Source organism: Bacillus sp. AM 13(2015), from assembly GCF_001518755.1.
GTDB lineage: Bacteria > Bacillota > Bacilli > Bacillales > Bacillaceae > Bacillus > Bacillus safensis.
In genome coordinates this window covers 14,925-35,158 of record NZ_LKCP01000053.1, presented here as the reverse complement: position 1 = coordinate 35,158, position 20,234 = coordinate 14,925, and the positions used below count along the sequence as shown (strand labels likewise).

General features: G+C 42.7%; 24 protein-coding genes and 1 other annotated feature. Of the genes, 22 read left to right on the top strand and 2 right to left on the bottom strand.

Going from position 1 to position 20,234, the window contains the following annotated elements; translation table 11 throughout:
• The 17 genes from AOQ70_RS08345 to pheA all read left to right on the top strand — a co-directional run.
• Positions 1 to 502, top strand: a 502-nt coding sequence (locus AOQ70_RS08345) for an SPOR domain-containing protein (RefSeq protein ID WP_197414603.1), incomplete at its 5' end; no start/stop codon positions are given.
• A gap of 178 nt (positions 503 to 680) precedes the next feature.
• Positions 681 to 1,250, top strand: coding sequence for a Maf family protein (locus AOQ70_RS08340; protein ID WP_047203336.1), 570 nt, complete (start codon positions 681 to 683; stop codon positions 1,248 to 1,250).
• Between the two features lie 47 nt (positions 1,251 to 1,297).
• Entirely contained in the window at positions 1,298 to 1,972 is a 675-nt protein-coding gene (gene radC / locus AOQ70_RS08335) for a RadC family protein (protein WP_059375698.1), read from the top strand.
• A gap of 89 nt (positions 1,973 to 2,061) precedes the next feature.
• Complete coding sequence (locus AOQ70_RS08330; protein ID WP_007501538.1) at positions 2,062 to 3,081, top strand: rod shape-determining protein; 1,020 nt, start codon at positions 2,062 to 2,064, stop codon at positions 3,079 to 3,081.
• A gap of 27 nt (positions 3,082 to 3,108) precedes the next feature.
• On the top strand, positions 3,109 to 4,008 hold the full coding sequence (mreC, locus tag AOQ70_RS08325) for a rod shape-determining protein MreC (protein ID WP_039180383.1): 900 nt from the start codon (positions 3,109 to 3,111) through the stop codon (positions 4,006 to 4,008).
• The gene (mreD, locus tag AOQ70_RS08320) at positions 4,005 to 4,523 is read left to right on the top strand and encodes a rod shape-determining protein MreD (protein WP_024423162.1); all 519 of its coding nucleotides are present in this window, start codon (positions 4,005 to 4,007) and stop codon (positions 4,521 to 4,523) included. The genes mreC and mreD overlap by 4 nt, the downstream gene beginning before the upstream one ends.
• A gap of 54 nt (positions 4,524 to 4,577) precedes the next feature.
• A complete protein-coding gene (gene minC / locus AOQ70_RS08315; RefSeq protein ID WP_024423161.1) occupies positions 4,578 to 5,261 on the top strand; it encodes a septum site-determining protein MinC in 684 nt (227 codons plus the stop codon).
• A 2-nt stretch (positions 5,262 to 5,263) separates the two neighbouring features.
• Entirely contained in the window at positions 5,264 to 6,067 is an 804-nt protein-coding gene (gene minD / locus AOQ70_RS08310; RefSeq protein WP_017358134.1) for a septum site-determining protein MinD, read from the top strand.
• A gap of 180 nt (positions 6,068 to 6,247) precedes the next feature.
• On the top strand, positions 6,248 to 7,039 hold the full coding sequence (locus AOQ70_RS08305) for a M23 family metallopeptidase (protein WP_039180373.1): 792 nt from the start codon (positions 6,248 to 6,250) through the stop codon (positions 7,037 to 7,039).
• Positions 7,032 to 7,901, top strand: coding sequence for a M50 family metallopeptidase (locus AOQ70_RS08300; RefSeq protein WP_059375696.1), 870 nt, complete (start codon positions 7,032 to 7,034; stop codon positions 7,899 to 7,901). The genes AOQ70_RS08305 and AOQ70_RS08300 overlap by 8 nt, the downstream gene beginning before the upstream one ends.
• A 66-nt stretch (positions 7,902 to 7,967) precedes the next feature.
• Positions 7,968 to 8,040: a sequence feature (ribosomal protein L21 leader region), on the top strand.
• A gap of 12 nt (positions 8,041 to 8,052) precedes the next feature.
• Positions 8,053 to 8,361 (top strand): 50S ribosomal protein L21, encoded by a 309-nt coding sequence (gene rplU, locus AOQ70_RS08295; protein WP_003216781.1) that lies wholly within the window; start codon positions 8,053 to 8,055, stop codon positions 8,359 to 8,361.
• A gap of 14 nt (positions 8,362 to 8,375) precedes the next feature.
• The gene (locus AOQ70_RS08290; RefSeq protein ID WP_034279847.1) at positions 8,376 to 8,714 is read left to right on the top strand and encodes a ribosomal-processing cysteine protease Prp; all 339 of its coding nucleotides are present in this window, start codon (positions 8,376 to 8,378) and stop codon (positions 8,712 to 8,714) included.
• A 12-nt stretch (positions 8,715 to 8,726) separates the two neighbouring features.
• Positions 8,727 to 9,011 (top strand): 50S ribosomal protein L27, encoded by a 285-nt coding sequence (gene rpmA, locus AOQ70_RS08285; RefSeq protein ID WP_003216586.1) that lies wholly within the window; start codon positions 8,727 to 8,729, stop codon positions 9,009 to 9,011.
• A gap of 256 nt (positions 9,012 to 9,267) precedes the next feature.
• A complete protein-coding gene (locus tag AOQ70_RS08280) occupies positions 9,268 to 9,861 on the top strand; it encodes a sporulation initiation phosphotransferase B (RefSeq protein ID WP_024423157.1) in 594 nt (197 codons plus the stop codon).
• Between the two features lie 21 nt (positions 9,862 to 9,882).
• Positions 9,883 to 11,169 carry a GTPase ObgE gene (gene obgE / locus AOQ70_RS08275; protein ID WP_039180364.1) on the top strand — a complete coding sequence of 429 codons (1,287 nt, stop codon included), beginning with the start codon at positions 9,883 to 9,885 and terminating at the stop codon, positions 11,167 to 11,169.
• Positions 11,170 to 11,224: 55 nt separating this feature from the next.
• Positions 11,225 to 11,668, top strand: a complete 444-nt coding sequence (locus tag AOQ70_RS08270) for an ACT domain-containing protein (RefSeq protein WP_059375694.1) — start codon at positions 11,225 to 11,227, stop codon at positions 11,666 to 11,668.
• Between the two features lie 18 nt (positions 11,669 to 11,686).
• Entirely contained in the window at positions 11,687 to 12,565 is an 879-nt protein-coding gene (gene pheA / locus AOQ70_RS08265) for a prephenate dehydratase (protein WP_024423155.1), read from the top strand.
• Between the two features lie 24 nt (positions 12,566 to 12,589).
• On the opposite strand, the gene AOQ70_RS08260 is transcribed toward pheA, so the two are convergent.
• Positions 12,590 to 13,132 carry a transcription repressor NadR gene (locus AOQ70_RS08260; protein ID WP_041086449.1) on the bottom strand — a complete coding sequence of 181 codons (543 nt, stop codon included), beginning with the start codon at positions 13,130 to 13,132 and terminating at the stop codon, positions 12,590 to 12,592.
• 3 nt (positions 13,133 to 13,135) lie between these two features.
• Entirely contained in the window at positions 13,136 to 14,278 is a 1,143-nt protein-coding gene (locus AOQ70_RS08255; protein WP_197414602.1) for an IscS subfamily cysteine desulfurase, read from the bottom strand.
• A 94-nt stretch (positions 14,279 to 14,372) separates the two neighbouring features.
• Between AOQ70_RS08255 and nadB the strand changes: the two genes are divergently transcribed.
• From nadB to AOQ70_RS08230, 5 genes are all read left to right on the top strand, one after another.
• Positions 14,373 to 15,947, top strand: a complete 1,575-nt coding sequence (gene nadB / locus AOQ70_RS08250) for an L-aspartate oxidase (RefSeq protein WP_059375691.1) — start codon at positions 14,373 to 14,375, stop codon at positions 15,945 to 15,947.
• Complete coding sequence (gene nadC, locus AOQ70_RS08245) at positions 15,929 to 16,792, top strand: carboxylating nicotinate-nucleotide diphosphorylase (protein WP_059375688.1); 864 nt, start codon at positions 15,929 to 15,931, stop codon at positions 16,790 to 16,792. The genes nadB and nadC overlap by 19 nt, the downstream gene beginning before the upstream one ends.
• Complete coding sequence (gene nadA / locus AOQ70_RS08240; protein ID WP_039180349.1) at positions 16,779 to 17,888, top strand: quinolinate synthase NadA; 1,110 nt, start codon at positions 16,779 to 16,781, stop codon at positions 17,886 to 17,888. The genes nadC and nadA overlap by 14 nt, the downstream gene beginning before the upstream one ends.
• A 130-nt stretch (positions 17,889 to 18,018) precedes the next feature.
• Positions 18,019 to 19,269, top strand: a complete 1,251-nt coding sequence (safA, locus tag AOQ70_RS08235) for a SafA/ExsA family spore coat assembly protein (RefSeq protein ID WP_059375685.1) — start codon at positions 18,019 to 18,021, stop codon at positions 19,267 to 19,269.
• A gap of 334 nt (positions 19,270 to 19,603) precedes the next feature.
• On the top strand, positions 19,604 to 20,221 hold the full coding sequence (locus AOQ70_RS08230) for a YhcN/YlaJ family sporulation lipoprotein (protein WP_059375683.1): 618 nt from the start codon (positions 19,604 to 19,606) through the stop codon (positions 20,219 to 20,221).
• The last annotated feature ends 13 nt before the right edge of the window (positions 20,222 to 20,234 follow it).

Genomic DNA, 20,234 nt, shown 5'->3' with positions numbered 1-20,234 from the left:
AGAGAATAAAGATGAAAAAAGCGCCTCTGGCCATTTTTCAACCTATGTCGTACAGGCTGGAAAGTTTTCCTCTGAAAAAGGAGCAGATGAATTAGTTGGCAGTTTAAAAGAAGCAGGGTATGCGGGGAAAAAGATCTCAATGGATGATGGCTATTATGTCATTGCTGGGCTTGCGACAGAACAGGGCATGACAAGTGCTGTTGGGAAGAAGCTGATTGATCAGCACTTTGAGGCATGGGGAGGCAAGGAGCTCTCATTTCAAGTACCGGATGAGCTGACTAGTTTAATAGAAAAGGCATCTCTATTATCCTCTAAGGTCATTGCAGGAGATGATGTAGATCAAAAGGACGTTACGCAGCTGATCTCTGAGCTTGAAAGTGCCAAAACAACGGACGCACCAGCTAAAAGTAGTTTGCTGAAAGCGGTACAACTGTTAAATGAACCTACTGCTGAAAACGCGTGGAAATCTCAGCAGGCACTGCTTGATCAATTAAATACGTAAAATCATATTTTAAGAAACCAAACTAGTCAAAAAATGACTAGTTTTTTTCTTTTGCATCCAACATAATGATGAAGGAACATGAAAAATGAAATTTTCGTAAATTGTCCGTAAGATGTACATTTGATAGGATGAATGGGTATCTTACTTCTTAGGCTAAACCCTGAAAGGATGAACAAACATGAACCGATTGATTCTCGCATCTCAATCACCTAGAAGAAAAGAATTGCTTGATCTAGCAGGGTTTTCTTATGACATTCAAGCAAGTCAATTAAAAGAAGAAATAAATCGAAACTTTTCTCCTGCAGAGAACGTCCAATGGTTGGCAGAACAAAAAGCAAGTGATATTCAAAGATTATATCCCGAAGCTGTGATTATTGGTGCAGATACGATTGTTGCAATTGACGGCAAATGTCTTGGGAAACCAAAAGACAAGGAAGAAGCGGCCTCAATGCTTCAATTATTGTCAGGAAAGACACATCAAGTCTTGACGGGTGTCACGATTCAGTCAGAGAATAGAAAAGAAACATTTTATGAACAGACAGAAGTAACGTTTTGGACACTTACGCAAAATGAAATAGACCGCTATATCGAAACGGGAGAACCGCTTGATAAAGCGGGAAGCTATGGCATTCAAGGAAAAGGCGCACTGTTTGTTCAAAAAATAGATGGTGATTATTTTTCCGTTGTAGGTCTCCCTATTGCCAAAACAGTTAGAGTGCTCGAAACATTTGGAATCACCCCTTTTTGATGACAGGAAGGAATCTAAAAGGAGTGGGCATCATGAACGATTTCCCTATGTTGCTAAAGCATTTTCCTCAAGATGAAAAGCCGAGAGAACGATTGATCAAATATGGTCCCGGCAGTCTGTCAAACCATGAACTTGTTGCGATTCTTTTAAGGACAGGCACAAATAAGGAATCAGTTCTTCAAATTTCCGCAAGACTTCTGCAAACATTTGGCGGTCTTCGCACTATAAGAGAAGCCTCAATTGAAGAAATGTCGAAGATTCGAGGAGTTGGAAAGGCGAAGGCGGTCTCTCTTTTAGCTGCTTTAGAACTCGGCACTAGATTACACCATCAAACGACGGACAACCGCTATGTAATCCGCACACCAGAGGATGGGGCAAACTTTGTGATGGAAGATATGAGGTTTTTACAACAGGAAAATTTCGTTTGTCTTTATCTCAACACAAAAAATCAAGTTCTTCATAAACATACCGTGTTTATTGGAAGTCTGAACTCATCCATCGTTCACCCGCGTGAAATTTTCAAAGAGGCCTTTAAACGGTCCGCTGCTTCATTTATTTGTGTGCACAACCATCCATCTGGAGATCCGACGCCCAGCAGGGAAGATATTGAAGTCACACAGAGACTATTTGAATGTGGAAAGCTGATTGGAATACAGCTGCTTGATCATCTTGTCATAGGTGATCAAAAATTTGTGAGTTTGAAGGAAAAAGGGTATTTGTAACACTTTTTTTTTCAATGTTTTACGATATAATAGAGTTTATGAGTTTTTCCCTAAGGGAATTTTGGTTTAAGAAAGGAAGATACATACATATGTTTGGAATTGGTACAAAAGACCTTGGAATAGATCTTGGAACAGCGAATACGCTTGTTTTTATTAAAGGAAAAGGCATTGTTGTGAGAGAACCTTCGGTCGTAGCTTTGGAAACTGATACGAAGTCTATAGTGGCGGTCGGAAATGATGCTAGAAATATGATTGGCCGTACACCTGGTAATGTTGTGGCACTACGCCCAATGAAAGACGGAGTCATTGCAGATTACGAGACGACAGCAACAATGATGAAATATTACATTAATCAAGCATTAAAAGGCAAAGGGCTTTTTGCTCGTAAACCTTACGTCATGGTATGTGTGCCATCTGGCATTACAGCTGTAGAAGAGCGTGCAGTTATTGATGCAACAAGACAAGCTGGTGCACGTGACGCATACCCGATTGAAGAACCATTTGCTGCGGCAATCGGTGCTAACCTGCCTGTATGGGAGCCAACAGGAAGTATGGTTGTGGATATTGGCGGCGGTACAACAGAAGTAGCGATTATTTCTCTTGGCGGCATTGTGACATCACAATCAATCCGTGTTGCAGGTGATGAAATGGATGATGCGATCAGCAGCTACATCCGTAAAACGTATAACCTGATGATTGGTGATCGTACGTCAGAAGCGATTAAAATGGAAATCGGTTCTGCGCAGCCTGATGTACATGATGAGATGGACATTCGCGGACGTGACCTTTTAACAGGTCTGCCAAAAACAATCTCTATTACGGCAGAAGAGATTGCAAAAGCGCTTCGCGATACGGTGGAAACAATTGTCGATGCAGTAAAAATGACGCTTGAAAAAACCCCGCCTGAGCTGGCAGCAGATATTATGGACCGCGGAATTGTTTTAACAGGGGGCGGTGCATTACTGCGTAATCTTGACAAAGTCATTAGCGATGAAACGAAAATGCCAGTCATTATTGCTGAAGATCCGCTTGACTGTGTGGCGATCGGAACAGGGAAAGCACTAGAACATATTCATTTGTTCAAAGGAAAATCAAAAGATAATCGATAATCGGGCGTAATTAAAGAGGTGTAAGACATGCCGCAGTTTTTTATGAATAAAAGATTAATGTTGCTCCTTGTCTGTGTCATCGTACTGGTGGCCATGATTGGTTTTTCAGTGAAAAGCGGCAGAGGTGCTTCATGGCCGGAAAAATTAGTGGGGGATACGACAGGCTTTTTTCAAGGTGTCTTTCATAAACCATCACAATTTATTGCCGGTATTTATGGGAACGTACAAGATTTAAAGAACACATATGATGAAAACGAGCGTCTTCGAAAAAAACTTGATGGACAAACCCAATATGAGGCGAAACTTCAAGAACTAGAAGATGAGAACAAAAAGCTTCGCAAACAGCTTGGCTATGTGAACTCTGTTCGTGATTACACGCCAATTCTATCAACTGTTATCGCAAGAAACCCATCTCTTTGGGATAGCTTTGTGATGATTGATAAAGGGAAAAAACAAGGCGTTGACAAAGATATGGCGGTCACTAATGAGAGTGGCGCATTAATTGGGAAGATTGAAAGTGATAAGCTTAACAATTTTACTTCGACTGTAAGATTGCTAAGCTCTACTGACCAAAATAATAGAATTTCAACGAAAATTTTTGCGAAAAAGGGCAAAGAAGAACTCAATGGAATCATTAACGGTTATGACAGCAAGAAAAAAATGCTGACTATGAATATTCTGAAATCCGATGCAGATGGGGATGTCAAAAAAGGAGATCTTGTTGAAACATCTGGAGCAGGGGGCGTATTCCCGCAAGGCTTAACGATTGGTAAGGTAAGTGAAATCGAGCCAGACCATTACGGCCTGACAAAGATCATTTACGTAGAACCAGCGGCTGAACTCAACAATTTAGACCGTGTGATTGTGGTGAATCGCAGCACAAGTACAGCAGATGCATCTGAATTGACGAAGGAGGAAGGCTCGTGAAACGTGTCCTTCTTGCTTTCGTCATGTTGTTTATCTTCGTATTTGACAGCATTTTTGTTGATTTAGTGAAGCTCCCATTTGTTTCAGAGAATCAAATTTTAGCTCCTCATTTCATTTTACTCGCACTTGTATTTATGACTGCTTTTGTGAATCAAAAATATGGTGTGATTTACGGATTTATCTTTGGACTTTTATATGATATTTCATATACAGGCATACTTGGTGTTCATATGTTTGGCTTTGGGGCGCTTTGCTATTTGCTAGCAAAAGCCTTTAAAGTTCTGCAAACGAATATGTTAGTCGTTGTCTTTCTGTCGATTATTGCTGTTTCCGTGATGGAGTTTTATGTATACGGCGTTCAAGCGACAATTCAACCAGGGATTATGCCGTTTAATACGTATGTCATCGAACGCTTTATTCCAACGATTCTTTTAAATACTGCTGCGTCTCTCATACTTGTTGTGCCGTTTAGGCTCTTTTTCACCCACGTGAAACAAGGACTGATCGACGAATAAAAGCAGGAGTTTGTCCAATTACGGCGAAATGAGTATGTTGTTGAGGTGAGCATCTTGAAAACTCAAAAACAGCAATATGTGACGATAAAAGGTACAAAAAACGGATTAACATTACAGTTAAATGATGACTGTTCGTTTGATGACCTTCTTTCCGGCTTGCGAGAGGTTCTATTACTTGAGCAATATACAGATGGAAGAGAAGGACATAAGGTCAATGTGCATATTAAGCTTGGTTTTCGGTATTTAACAGAGGATCAGGAGACGCGTTTGACTGAAGCGGTGTCTGAAAATGAACATCTCGTCATCCACTCCATTGAAAGTGAAGTCATGTCAACTGAAGAGGCGAGACGATTAAAAGCAGAGGCTGAAATTACTTCTGTAGCAAAAATTGTACGCTCTGGACAGGTGCTGCATGTCGAAGGAGATCTTTTATTAATAGGAGATGTCAATCCTGGCGGAACGATTCGCGCAGGAGGAAATATTTTTGTGCTTGGCGCTTTAAAAGGTGTGGCGCATGCTGGATGTAATGGCAACAAACAGGCTGTTATTGCGGCATCTCATATGATTCCAACACAGCTTCGCATCGCACAAGTTTTTAACCGCGCGCCAGACCAAAAAGAAGATGGAAATGAAATGGAATGTGCTTATTTAGATATAGATGGCAATATGATCATTGAACGCCTGCAGCAATTGGCTCATATAAGACCTAATCTGACAAGGCTTGAGGGAGGAATGTGAAATTGGGCGAGGCTATTGTGATTACCTCAGGAAAAGGCGGCGTTGGCAAAACAACAACATCTGCAAACTTAGGCACAGCACTAGCAATTCAAGGGAAAAAAGTGTGTCTAGTTGATACGGACATCGGCCTTCGGAATCTGGATGTCGTGATGGGGCTTGAAAACCGCATTATTTATGATCTAGTTGATGTAGTAGAAGGAAGATGCAAAATTCACCAAGCGCTTGTAAAAGATAAGCGTTTCGAGGATCTTTTGTATCTTTTACCTGCTGCTCAAACAAGTGATAAAACGGCTGTAGAGCCAGAACAGATCAAAGAATTAATTCAATCATTGAAACAAGACTTTGATTATGTTGTCATTGACTGCCCTGCTGGAATTGAGCAAGGCTTTAAAAATGCTGTATCAGGTGCAGACAAGGCCATTGTCGTGACGACACCTGAAATCTCAGCTGTGAGAGATGCGGACCGAATCATCGGTTTGTTAGAACAAGAAGATATCGAACCGCCTCGTTTGATTGTCAACCGTATTCGTACACACATGGCGAAAAATGGCGATTCAATGGATGTAGATGAAGTGGTACATCACTTATCGATTGATCTACTTGGCATCGTAGCAGATGATGATGATGTGATTAAGGCTTCAAACAATGGTGAACCGATTGTTATGGATGCTAAAAACAAAGTATCGATTGCCTATCGCAATATTGCCCGCCGCGTACTAGGCGAATCTGTTCCGCTTCAATCCTTTGAAGAAGAAAACAAGGGAATGTTTGCAAAGCTGAAAGCATTTTTTGGTGTAAGAGCATAATCGTGATAGAAAACCTTTACAGTCTAGTAAGGACGAGCACTGGAGCGCAGACCTGACAACGAATGCTAGGGTTTGTCTACACGCTGAGACCGATTCGATTTAGAATCGGTCTTTTTGTTGCATATCAGATGAGGTTGTCACATAAAATGTACAAACTGTTTGTATGTAAAGGGTGATCTCATGAAAAGAGTGGACGAGTACCGAAAGAAAATCGCGCAGCGCCGCAAAACGATGCAGCCAGCTGCTCCTCCTAAGAAGACGGCTTTCAAGAAAAAAGAGGATATCCCGCCATGGGTTATGCTGACAGAGGAAGAAAAGCATTCTGGCTCGACCTCCTATGAACCGGCGTCTCATCAGCCAAAGAAATATCGTCATCCCTTATTTAACCCGAATACCTTTGTGCTTAAATGCTTATTATCAGCGTCCCTTGTGTTGATTGCTGCCATTTCGTTTAAAGGTCAGGCAGGTCCGTTTCAGCAGCTGAAGCCGGTGATTACTCAGACCTTTGAGCAAGATTTTCAATTTGCTGCTGCCAACCGCTGGATTGAAAAAACAGTCGGACATCCGCTGGCATTTTTAACAGAGAAAAAAGAGGGCCAAAAGGACGTACAAGCGAATCAAGAACTAGCTGTGCCTGCCTCTGGTAAAGTGCAGGAATCCTTTACGCAAAATGGAGCAGGGGTCAAAGTTGAAACATCCGCTGAAGCCATTGATAGTATGAAGGAAGGCTATGTGGTCGAGGTGAAAAAGAAAAGCGATACAGGGCTTACCGTGGTGGTGCAGCATGCAGATAACAGCTATAGCTGGTACGGTCAATTAAAGAAAGCCGATGTGGCCTTATACGATTTTGTTGATAAAGGTGAAAAAATTGGCCAGATTTCGCTTGATGATCAAGGGAAGGGCACGTATTACTTTGCCATTAAACAAAATGAACAATTTATCGATCCTATTCAGGTGATGACCTTTGAATAGATGGCTGCTCATGCTGACGAAAATTCACATCCATCCGCTGCTGTGGATTGTGATGGCGTTTGCGATTCTGTCAGGTCAAATTAAGCCGCTGCTTTGCCTGCTTGTGATCGTCTGTGTCCATGAACTTGGACATGCAGCGGCTGCCTGCTATTATCATTGGCGCATTCGGCGGATTTTTTTACTGCCATTTGGCGGAACGGTTGAAGTAGAGGAACATGGAAACCGTCCGCTAAAAGAGGAGCTGGCGGTCATTTTGTGCGGGCCGCTTCAGCATGTACCGCTCCAGCTCATGGCGTGGCTGTTCATGGAGGCTTCTCTTATCTCGCATGACGTCTTTACGATGTTTACCTTTTATAATATGGCGATTTTTCTTGTCAATCTTTTGCCCATTTGGCCGCTTGATGGCGGAAAATTATTCTTTTTGCTCTTATCTATTTTTTACCCTTTCCAACGTGCACATGCTCTAGCCATAAAAGGCTCACTTGTCTTTTTCGGTCTATTGACAGCAGGATTACTTTTGTTTGCACCGCTGCAATTCAATGGCTGGGTGCTGCTCACTTTTTTAGCTTATTCACTCGTGATGGAGCACAGGCAGAGGCATTACGTCAGGGTTCGTTTTTTACTAGAACGGTATTACGGTAAAAAAGAGCAAAAGGTAGAAAAACTGATTCCGCTGAGAGCAAGTGCAGAGGAAAAAGTTTACGAAGTGATGGCACGATTTCAAAAGGGCTGCAAGCATCCGATTATTATTGAAAGAGATGGCGTGAAGATGAGTCAGCTTGATGAAAATGAACTGCTCCATGCGTATTTTTCAGATCGCAGAACGACCTCCTCAATGGAAGAGCTTCTTTTACCGTACTAATGGTGAAAATACATTGACATTCTGCGTCTAGTTTGATATATTTTTTAATGTTATGGATATGTAGCACCCGTGCTACAACCGCGCGGAGCAGGTGTAAAGAGCCTATGGCCCCCTGTATTCGGCGAGTCTGAGTTTATTAGGAGGTGCAGAGATGTACGCAATTATTGAAACTGGTGGTAAACAAGTAAAAGTTGAAGAAGGTCAAACTGTTTATGTTGAAAAACTAGCTGCTGAAGCAGGTGAAACAGTAACTTTCGAAAACGTATTGTTTGTCGGCGGAGACACTGTCAAAGTGGGTAACCCTTCAGTTGCTGGAGCAACAGTAACGGCTAAAGTTGAAAAACAAGGTCGCGGTAAGAAAATTACTGTGTTCAAGTACAAACCGAAGAAAAACAACCACAAGAAACAAGGTCATCGTCAACCTTACACTAAAGTTGTTATCGAAAAAATCAACGCTTAAGGCGTGTGAGTGATATGATCAAAGCAACCATTACTCGGTCATCAGCAGATGAAAGCATTACGTCTTTTCAGATGACTGGACATGCCGAGTTTGCTGAAAAAGGTCAGGATCTCGTTTGTGCAGGTGTATCTGCTGTTGTTTTCGGCTCAGTCAATTCAATTATTGCACTGACAGGATTGGACCCACTGCTTGATATTGGTGAAGAAGGCGGCTACTTCTCTTTTGAACTGCCGGCTGATACAGATCCAGTATCCTTTGAAAAAGCCCAGCTGCTTTTAGAAGGCATGGTCGTTTCCTTAGAGACAATTGAACGAGATTATCACGATTATGTGAGAATATCAACAAAAAAATAGGAGGTGAACTTCATGCTTAGATTAGATCTTCAATTTTTCGCATCTAAAAAAGGGGTAGGTTCTACAAAGAACGGACGTGACTCTGAGTCTAAACGTTTAGGCGCTAAACGTGCTGATGGTCAATTCGTAACTGGTGGTTCTATCCTTTATCGTCAACGTGGAACGAAAATCTATCCAGGTGAAAACGTTGGACGCGGAGGCGACGACACTCTTTTCGCTAAAATCGACGGAACGGTTAAATTCGAACGTTTCGGTCGTGACCGTAAAAAAGTGAGCGTATATCCTGCGGCACAATAATTGCTAAAAACTCCGGTCATTGACTGGAGTTTTTTTCACTTTTACAAGCAGTACCGAAGATGATAAAAGAAGATGCACTCCATAAATATCAAAGAACGTTTGCTGACTTTGCCTCATTTTCTCCTATACGATCAGAAAAAACAACCTTTCCTCACATAACTAGTGTTTTTCTATGCTGTCTTCTCTGTTATAATTCAGGGAGACATATTGATGATAAGACTCCTAAAAGAGAGACCAAACGATTGGGAGTGCGATAATGGAAGAGATACCAAGTAAAGAAAATGAAAAATTAACTCACGTTGCATTAACAAATGAATTGATCTATCTGCTCAGTCGTTCAAGACACGACTGGATGAATAAATTACAGCTGATCAAAGGCAACTTGACATTAGAAAAATATGACCGCGTGTTTGAAATTATAGAAGAAATGGTCATTGAAGCACAGCATGAATCCAAACTCTCAAATTTAAAAATTCCCCAATTGGCCTATTACTTTCTAACATTTAATTGGGAGTCGCATTTTATCACCTTAGAATATGAAGTGCTTGGTGAAACCCGAGACTTATCAGCATATGAATCGCAGCTGCTAACGGTATCACAGGAGTTGTTTTCGATATTCGATCAATCAGTTTGCCAAAAAACTGAAAATCATTTAACGGTCACGTTCCAAACAGATCATGAAGAAAATGATGTGATCTTATATTTTGATTTCAAAGGAAAATTAACAAGTTTGGATGCGTTAAATGCGTTTCATGACGCAAACTATCCATGTATGAGTATAACGCAATTTCATGTGACGCCTCATGAGTCCATGATTGAGCTTTGTTTGAGGCAAGAACGAGATATGTGATGCAGAGAAACGGAGGAAGTTATGTTTGTAGATCAGGTTAAAGTGTATGTTAAAGGCGGTGACGGCGGAAACGGTATGGTGGCGTTCCGTCGTGAAAAATATGTACCAAAGGGCGGCCCAGCAGGCGGCGACGGCGGAAATGGTGCAGATGTTGTATTTGAAGTAGACGAAGGACTTAGAACGTTAATGGACTTTCGTTATAAGCGTCATTTCAAGGCTGACCGCGGCGAGCATGGAATGAGTAAAAACCAGCATGGCCGAAATGCGGAAGAAATGATTGTCAAAGTTCCGCCTGGTACGGTTGTGACAGATGCAGAGACGGAACAAGTACTAGCTGACTTGACAGAGCATGGGCAGCGGGCTGTGATTGCCAAAGGCGGACGTGGCGGACGTGGAAATTCACGCTTCGCAACACCAGCAAACCCTGCGCCACAGCTTTCTGAAAACGGTGAGCCAGGTAAAGAACGTGACGTCATCTTAGAATTAAAAGTACTTGCAGATGTTGGACTTGTTGGTTTCCCAAGTGTCGGGAAGTCAACGCTGCTTTCAATTGTCTCCTCTGCGAAACCAAAAATTGCGGATTATCATTTTACAACGCTTGTGCCGAACCTCGGAGTTGTTGAAACAGACGATAACCGAAGCTTTGTTATGGCGGATCTGCCAGGACTGATCGAAGGAGCGCACGAAGGCGTTGGCTTAGGTCATCAATTTTTACGTCATATTGAGCGTACACGTGTCATTGTCCATGTCATTGATATGTCTGGACTTGAAGGGCGTGACCCATACGAAGACTATGTGACGATTAATGAAGAGCTTGAGCAGTACAATATGAGATTGACAGAGCGTCCGCAAATCATTGTTGCAAACAAAATGGACATGCCAGATGCAGCTGACAATCTAGCGGCATTTAAAGAAAAACTAACGGATGACTATAAAGTGTTCCCGATTAGTGCGATCACACGAGAAGGGCTTCGTGAGCTCTTATTTGAAATCGCCAATCAGCTTGAAACAACACCGGAATTCCCGCTCTATAATGAAGAGGAGCTGTCGGATAACCGCGTGATGTACAGATTTGATGAGGGCGATGCACCATTTGAGATCTCTAGAGATCCTGATGGCACATTTGTCTTAACGGGTAAAGCACTTGAGCGTCTCTTTAAGATGACAGACTTCTCAAGAGATGAATCCGTTAAACGATTCTCTAGACAGCTGCGCGGTATGGGTGTCGATGATGCCTTGCGTGAGCGCGGTGCAAAAGATGGCGACATCATTCGTCTGCTTGAATTTGAATTCGAATTTATTGATTGATCAACAGGAGGGTCCAGACCATGGGCTCTCCCGTTTTTAAAAGGGGAGAAAACAGGTGAAAGAAGAAACGTTCTATTTAGTAAGAGAGGATGTACTTCCAGATGCGATGCGAAAAACGCTTGAAGTCAAAAAGCTTCTCGATCGCAAAAAAGCGGATTCAGTTGCCGATGCTGTTCAAAAAGCGGATTTAAGCCGCAGTGCTTTTTATAAATACCGAGATGCTGTTTTTCCATTTTATACAATGGTGAAAGAGCAGATCATCACATTGTTTTTCCACCTTGAGGACCGGTCTGGGGCTCTGTCAAGGCTGCTTCAAATTGTGGCTGACTCTGGCTGTAATGTGTTATCCATTCACCAAACGATTCCGCTGCAAGGAAGAGCGAATGTCACCCTATCGATTAGTACGGCAGGTATGGCCGATGATATTAACACCGTCATGAATCATTTAAGAAAGCTTGAATTTGTCGAAAAAGTTGAAATTCTAGGTTCTGGGGCGTAAAAGGAGAGATCATAGCAGATGAAGCAATTAACTGTAGGTTATTTTGGACCAGAGGCAACATTTACTCATTTGGCCGTATGCTCTTGTTTTCCAAAAGATGCGGTGCAGCGTGCCTATGCAACGATTCCGCAATGTATGGATGCTGTGTCAAAGGGCGAAGTCGATTTGGCGGTCGTTCCACTTGAAAATGCACTCGAAGGATCTGTGAACTTAACGATTGATTATTTAATTCATGAAGAAGCGTTGTCCATTGTGGGGGAGATGACAGCACCGATACGGCAGCATTTGCTTGTCCACCCATCAAGAGCGGAGAGCTGGGAGACGTTAGATGTCATTCAATCACATCCTCACGCGATTGCCCAGTGTCATCAATTTCTGAAAAAACAGTACCCTCATATTCCTCACCGGCCAGTGGAATCAACAGGCTATGCAGCAAAATACATCAGTGAGCATCCAGATGAAGCTGTCGGGGCTATTGCCAATGAAATTGCCGCAAAAACGTATGGTTTGACGATTGCGAAAAAAGACATTCATGATTATCCGCACAACCATACACGCTTTGTGATTTTACATAAAGATCCTAACGCATCGTTCCCAATGAATTCTGGTTTCTCATCAAAGCCAAAAACGACCATTGTGGTCAGTCTGCCTAAGGATGACCAATCAGGTGCATTGCACCGCGTGCTGTCTGCTTTTTCTTGGCGGAATCTCAACTTGTCAAAAATTGAATCCCGTCCGACAAAAACAGGTCTTGGACATTATTTATTTATTATTGACATCGAAAAAGAAATGGATGATGTCCTAGTCCCTGGTGCGATTCAAGAATTAGAAGCGATTGGCTGTGAGGTCAAGCTGCTCGGCAGCTATCAAACATATGAATTAACGAATGAAAAATAGTGTCCCATCCAGGACACTATTTTTTTAGTCTTTTATTAAAAACCCAGCATCATCCAGCGCTTGAATGGCTTGGTCAAGCTGCTTTTGGCTGTAAGAAGTGAGAGTATGCAAATGCACCCCGTCTGTTAGTTCTGACAAGTAGGACGCGCCGGTGTTAGAAATATGATGGACAAAATCAGCGACTTGTTTCCGTGTGCTGACGCGAATGGAGGCCGTTAGTTCACCATAAACAGGGTGCTCAATGATCACATCTTTCACCGTCACTCCAAAGTCTACAATCAAGGTCAGTTCCTCTTCTGTGCGAGCAGGATCATGCTTGCAGGCGATGATTTGTTCAATTTCTCTTTCTGGCGCATGCTGCGCTGCCATATACACATAGCCTTGGCTTGTGGCAATAATGGGTTCATTTTTTGCTTTTAATAATGAAATATCTTGTACAATGACTTGTCGAGAGACAGCCGCTTTTTTAGCTAAAAAGCTTCCAGTAAGCGGTGTGTCTGTTTCTTTCAGCCACTCTAAAATGGCGGTTCTTCTTTCTTCGCCAATGAGTTTCCTCTCTTGCTCCACGTCCTAAGCTCCCTTCTTCTCCTTTTGCAAATGCTCAAATGTATGCAAAAGCTGATCGATGTCATCTTTTGATGACTGCCATCCAAATGATAGTCGAATAAATTGAAGGGCATCACGATCTGATACACGCAATGCCTTCACAGCAGGGGAAGGATGGTGATAACCAGAAGCACATGCGCTTCCAGTTGATAGACAAATCCCATGCCGGTTACATGCTAACATTACATATTGTCCTTCAAACCCTTCAAAAAAACAACCAATAATATGAGGCAGCGTGCGGCGATTGTCATTGTCCTGAAGTGTACGAACTGGCAGCTGTCTGATTTTTAACTGTTGAAGAAAATAATCACGCAGCTGTTCATCTAATTTTTGCTGTTCATCCAGCCTAAGCATTGCTTGTTCACTTGCAGCAGCAAAAGCACCGATACACGGTACATTCACTGTCCCTGGACGTAAGCCATTTTCCTGAACTGCTCCTGTATATAAAGGTTTCCAAGGAACATGAGAGCCCATATAAACGGCACCAGCGCCTTTAGGAGCATACACTTTATGACTTGAGATGGACACGGCATCGACTCCAAGTTCTTTGATGGACACACGTACCTTTCCAAATGTTTGCACAGCATCTGTATGAAAAAGAATGTTCCTTTCTTTTAAAAGAGGTGCTAATTCAGCAAGCGGCTGGATAATCCCTGTTTCTGAATTAGCATGCTGAATAGATACGAGCCCTGTTTCAGGCAATATTGCTTTTTTGAGAATGTCCTCTGTTATGATTCCATCCTGATTCGGTTCAATGATCGTGACTTTTACGCCAAGCCGCTCTAAGCTGCTAACTGCATGATGAACAGAAGGGTGCTCGACTGAAGTTGTGATGACATGCTGTTTATGTGCTGGCAGTCCATTGATGATCGATTGAATCGCAAGGAGATTGGATTCAGTTCCACCGCTTGTAAAGTAGATCCCATCTGGTTCACCCTCGATCATGGCAGCGAGTGATTGTCTGCTGTAAGTCAATATGTCATTTGCTTTTCCCCCAGCATCATGAAGACTGCTTGCATTTCCGTAGAAATTTTTACTCAGCTGCTCAAAAACATGCAGTGCTTCTTCTGAAACAGGTGTAGAAGCTGCGTAATCTAAATAAACCAACCTATCCATCTCCCGTGTGAAAATTTTTTCTTGTATTTATTTTAGTGTTGTGTAATGATATGTGTCAAGACAGGTGTAAATGACAGGAGGGGCAATGGTGTCATCAATCAAAAAAGTTATTGTGGTGGGATCAGGCATTGCAGCGCTTTCCTTTGCAAGAAATATCTCGAAAAACTGCCAGGTCATCATGATGAACAAAAAACAATTTTCATCTAGTAATTCCATGCTGGCACAAGGTGGAATTGCTGCTGCCTTTTCAGCACATGATTCAGCTGAGCAACATGTGCAAGATACACTAGATGCTGGCTGTGACCACAATGATGAAAGAACCGTACAAGAAATCGTGAGACTTGGAAAACATCTTGTGCAGCAGCTCGTAGCAGATGGCTGTCCATTTGATCAAGATGAAGCGGGAGAGCCGCAATTAGGCAAAGAGGGGGCACACACCACTCATCGCATCTTGCATGCAGGAGGAGATCAAACAGGGAAAACCCTTGTACAGTATCTGAAAAGTCAGCTCGGCTCACATATTCATTTATATGAATATCATCATGTCATTGATCTATTGGTTCATGAAGGGACATGCAAGGGTGTTGTATGGAAAGACGAGACAGGACACGTACAAACAATGACCGCAGATGCCGTTGTTTTATCAACAGGCGGCTGCGGCTCCCTATATGAGACAAACACAAATGATCCTTCTGTCACAGGAGACGGACTAATGATGGCCTATCGAGCAGGTGCGCAATTAGTGGATCTAGAATTTGTTCAATTCCATCCAACTCTTTTGACAATCGATGGAAAAGCAGTTGGTCTCATTTCAGAGGCAGTACGGGGAGAGGGAGCTTATTTAGAAGATGAAACAGGCAGGCGGATCATGAAAGGTATTCACCCACAAGCTGATTTAGCACCTAGAGATGTGGTCGCTAGAGCTATTTTTCATGAGCAGCAATTAGGCCATCAATTGTATCTTAACATCCATGATATTCCGCATTTTTCAGCCCGTTTTCCAGCGATAGATGCGATGTGTCAGCGTGCAGGTGTCAATATGGCGAGCGGCAGGTTGCCAATTTCCCCGGGTATGCACTTTTTAATGGGCGGTATCAGCGTCAATGAATATGGAGAAACGACTGTTCCAGCGCTATTTGCCATTGGAGAAGCGGCCTGTACTGGCTTACACGGTGCGAATCGATTGGCGAGTAATTCTCTTCTGGAAGGTCTCGTATTAGGCAGCAAAGCGGCACAAAGAATTGAACAGCTGCCTAAACAGAAAGAAACAAGTCCACCTTTTTCTATTCAAGAAATATGGATGGTTCCGATGATTTCAACAGCTCAGCTGAGACAATGGATGACTACATTTGCAGCCATTGTGAGAGATGAAAAGGGCTTGCAGACTTTGCTTCATACGTTACAGCATGTCACTTTTCAGCAAATTAATGTGAAGGATATCACAAATGAACAGATCGAATTAAGCAATCAATGGGCATTAGCGGTTTGCCTTGCTAAATCTGCATTACTCCGTACAGAAAGCAGAGGCGGCCATTATCGAATGGATTATCCAGAGCGAAGCGATGCGTTGTGGCAGGGCAGGCAGATTGTTCATGAAAAAGGTCATATTCATATCATGAAAAATGAAAGGATCGGTGCCAAATGGAACGTTTACAGTTAAAACAAATGCTCACTCATTTTTTTACAGAGGATATTGGCTTTGGAGATGTATCAGCTGATGCCATCTTTGGAGACAAGAAAGGAACAGCTCTTATCATTGCGAAACAATCTGGTGTATTGGCAGGATCACAACTGATTGAAATAGGTTACCGCCTGTTGAATGAACAGATTCAAACTGAGCTGTTTTTTCAAGAAGGTGATTGGATTCATTCAGGCGCTGTACTGGCGAAAATAAAGGGCCCAGTCAACGACTTATTAAAGGGAGAGAGGGTCATTTTAAATCTATTGCAGCGAATGACAGGTATCGCCACCTTAACGCATGAGGCGGTGCAGCGATTAGGTGACCCGTCTATTACGATTTGTGATACGAGAAAAACGACACCCGGCTTGCGTATGTTAGAGAAATACGCAGTGAAGACAGGCGGTGGAAAGAATCATCGCTTTGGCTTATCAGATGGGGTCATGATTAAAGATAATCATATTGCCGCATGCGGCTCTATTCGTGAAGCTGTACAGAAAGCAAGAGCATATGCCGGTCATATGGTAAAAATTGAAGTGGAAATTGAATCAGAAACGCAGCTAATGGAAGCCATTGATGCAAAAGCGGATGTCATCATGTTTGATAACTGCTCTCCGGACGAGGTTAAACGTTTTAAACAAATGACGCCAGAGTCCATTCTGACAGAGGCTTCAGGGGGCATTACGCTAGAGACATTGCCAAGCTACAGGGGGACAGGAGTCGACTTGATTTCACTTGGTTTTCTCACACATTCTGCTCCAGCATTTGATTTTAGTATGAATATGGAATTCAGTCTTAAAGGGGGAACAACTCATGTCCATGCTTAATGTATTAGCCAATCAACATGCAGCCATGATGCCAGATGAATATAAACACCGCTCTGATGATGAAATGAAGCAGCGAGTGTTAGAAATCAAGCGGGCTTTTGGATCAAAGCTTTTTATACCGGGCCATCATTATCAAAAGGATGAGGTCATCGAATTTGCAGATGCAACAGGAGATTCATTGCAGCTGGCACAAATAGCGGCCGACAATCACGAGGCTGAATACATTGTGTTCTGCGGTGTTCACTTTATGGCAGAAACGGCAGATATGCTGTCAAACAAGAATCAAAGCGTCGTATTGCCAGATATGAGGGCAGGCTGTTCCATGGCAGATATGGCAAACATGAAACAAACAGACAGAGCATGGGAGCAGCTCACTGATCTGTTTGGAGATACAATACTTCCGCTTACGTATGTCAATTCAACAGCAGATATTAAAGCATTTGTCGGCAAGCATGGCGGGGCGACTGTTACTTCATCAAATGCTAAAAAAGTACTCGAGTGGGCGATGACGCAAAAAGAGCGGATTCTGTTTCTCCCTGATCAGCACCTAGGGCGTAATACGGCTTTTGATTTAGGTATTCCGCTAGAAGAAATGGCTGTCTGGGATCAGATAGAAGAAAAGCTCATCACCGATCAGCCGCTTTCCCGGATCAAGATGATTTTATGGAAGGGCCATTGCTCCGTACATGAGAAATTTACCGTTCGGAATATAGAAGAAATGAGAAAAAAAGACCGTGACATTCAAATTCTTGTCCATCCTGAATGCACGCATGAGGTCGTAAGGGCTTCTGACCTAGCAGGTTCAACGAAATTTATTATTGATACGATCAAACAGGCGCCAGCAGGCAGCAAGTGGGCGATTGGAACAGAGATGAATTTAGTCAAACGGATCATAGCGCAGCACCCAGATAAACAAATTGAATCCCTTAACCCAGATATGTGTCCATGCTTGACGATGAACCGGATTGATCTGCCTCATTTGCTATGGTCACTTGAAAGCATTGAAAAGGGTCAGCCGGTCGGGTTGATACAGGTCAATGAAGACATCACGAAAGACGCTTTGCTTGCACTCGAGAAAATGCTCGCCATTAAATAATGATCTGCCCCTCCTATCAGAAAACAAGTTTTTATCATATCGGCTTGTAAATAGGCATAAATTTATGTTGAAACATATTGTACTTCTGACATAACCGTTACGTTCACGTTTTGCATAGGAGGGGAAAACGTTGAAAATTCATATTGTGCAAAAAGGAGACTCCCTTTGGAAAATTTCAAAGAAATACGGAGTCGACTTTCAAGAATTGAAAAAACTAAATTCTCAGCTCAGTAATCCTGATTTGATCATGCCGGGTATGAAGATTAAAATTCCATCTAGTGGTGTTCCTGTGAAAACAGATCATCACAAAGCAAAAGAAATGCCAAAAACGAAAGAACATCCGTATGTGAAAGAAAAGCCAAAAGATGTCGTGCAAGTGCAAGATACAAAACCGAAGGAAAAGCCAAATGAACCGGTACCTTATGTACCGCCAGTGCCAAAGATCGAGCAGCCAGTTTTTCCACAAGTCGATGTGAACTATTATCAGACCAATCTCTACCAGCCATTCACGCCTCCTCCCAAAAAAGATCATTATGAGAAAAAAGATCACGTTCACGAGAAAAAAGATCACAAGGATCATTTTCATCATGAGAATAAAGACCATAAAGATAACAAGGGTCATTCCCATCATGAAAATAAGGACCATAAAGATAACAAAGACCATTTTCACCATGAAAATAAAGGTCATCTAAAAGATGAAGTGGCAAAGGGATATGACCCGTTTATTCATATTCCGCATCAAAAAGAGGAGGGAAAAGACATGGAGCATGGCAATTACCCAAACCTTCCTAACTTCCCGCAAATGCCAAATGTGGGAGGGGCAGCGGTAGGAGGAGTGGCTGAAAATAACGAGCATCATCACCAGCACCATCATCATGAACCATATGATCCTTATTTTGGTTATGGTCATGGTCATTACATGCCGGGGATGTATCCATATCCGCAGCAAATGGTGCCGGCATCGCCAATTTTACCGGGATCAGGACTATGTTATCCTATCCATCCATATTATCACCATCATATGATGCCATATCCATACCCGGCTCATCCATATTATCCTGCGTATCAAGCGCCTGCTTACTACGGGGAAAATCATGAGCACCATGCAAACGACGGACATCACTGGCATCACCATATGCATTCAAACGCCAATGCAAATGCCAACGTAAATCAAGGCTTTTATCCAAACGTCTCAAATGCAGCATACGGCAAGGAAGACTGCGGATGTGATGATGGCATGAAGCATCATCAGCCTTGGCCAGGACATTATCCGAATCCTGTTCCTTATGGCCAAATGGGTGCTTATCCTGCTCAGCCTTATATGCAGCCATATCCAGGCCAATCCGTATTTGCAAGGCCGGAGGAGGAAGAAGAGGATTAATGACAGAAGGAACGATCTCAATCGTTCCTTTCAGCGTGTAGACAAACCCTCGCATTCGGTGTCAGGTCTGCGCTCCGGTGCTCACGAATGTCAAATTCGTTCCGCTCCTGTGCTCGTCCTTCCTAGAATGCAAAGGTTTTCTATTACGCTGAAAAGAAGACAAAAGGCTAAAATCAAGAACATTTTAGCCTTTTGTCACCATACCAGAAGGGACGATCTCAATCGTTCCTTTTTTTGTTTATAACTGACAGCTTGATTTTCTTCCTAACTGTACATGCTAAAACAGAGCCTGTTTCGCGCTCATGAGATTGAATTTGTGCAGGGGGTTTTTCGTTTGAGACAAAAATGGCAAAAAACAATCGCATTAGTGCTTCTTCCTATTGGGTTAACAGCATGTGGTACAAATGACAATGCAGGTGTAGATACAAGGCATAATCAATCAGGTCAGCCGGTCGGATATCATTCGAATAACCGTGCAGATGACAATAACCAAGATCATCAAGGACCAGTTTCTGAACTCATGGAAGGGATGAACGGTGGGAATACAACGAATGTTGATTACCGTACACGTCCTCAAGCCGATGATCGAATGCCTCTTGCAGGTGGAGATGGACGCTACAGTCATGGAGATATGAACTATCATAACCAAATGTCGTTCTCAGGCTACGATAAACAAGAGAACATCCAGCGTTCAAGAAAAATTGCCAACCGCGTCAATAAAATGAATCACGTGGCAGACTCTCAAGTCATGGTGACGGATGAGAATGTGTATATTGCCATTAAATCAGATGGCCGCCTGACGTCAGAAGGCGTATCACAAGTAGAAGAAGCAGCGACTCGTTATGCGGATGGAAGAGCAGTCCAAGTCATGAAAGATGAAGGTGCATTCACACGCTTTAGAGATATGAGAAGAACGCAATTTGAAACAGGACAAACAGGCATGACCCGATAGTTTGACACAAAAA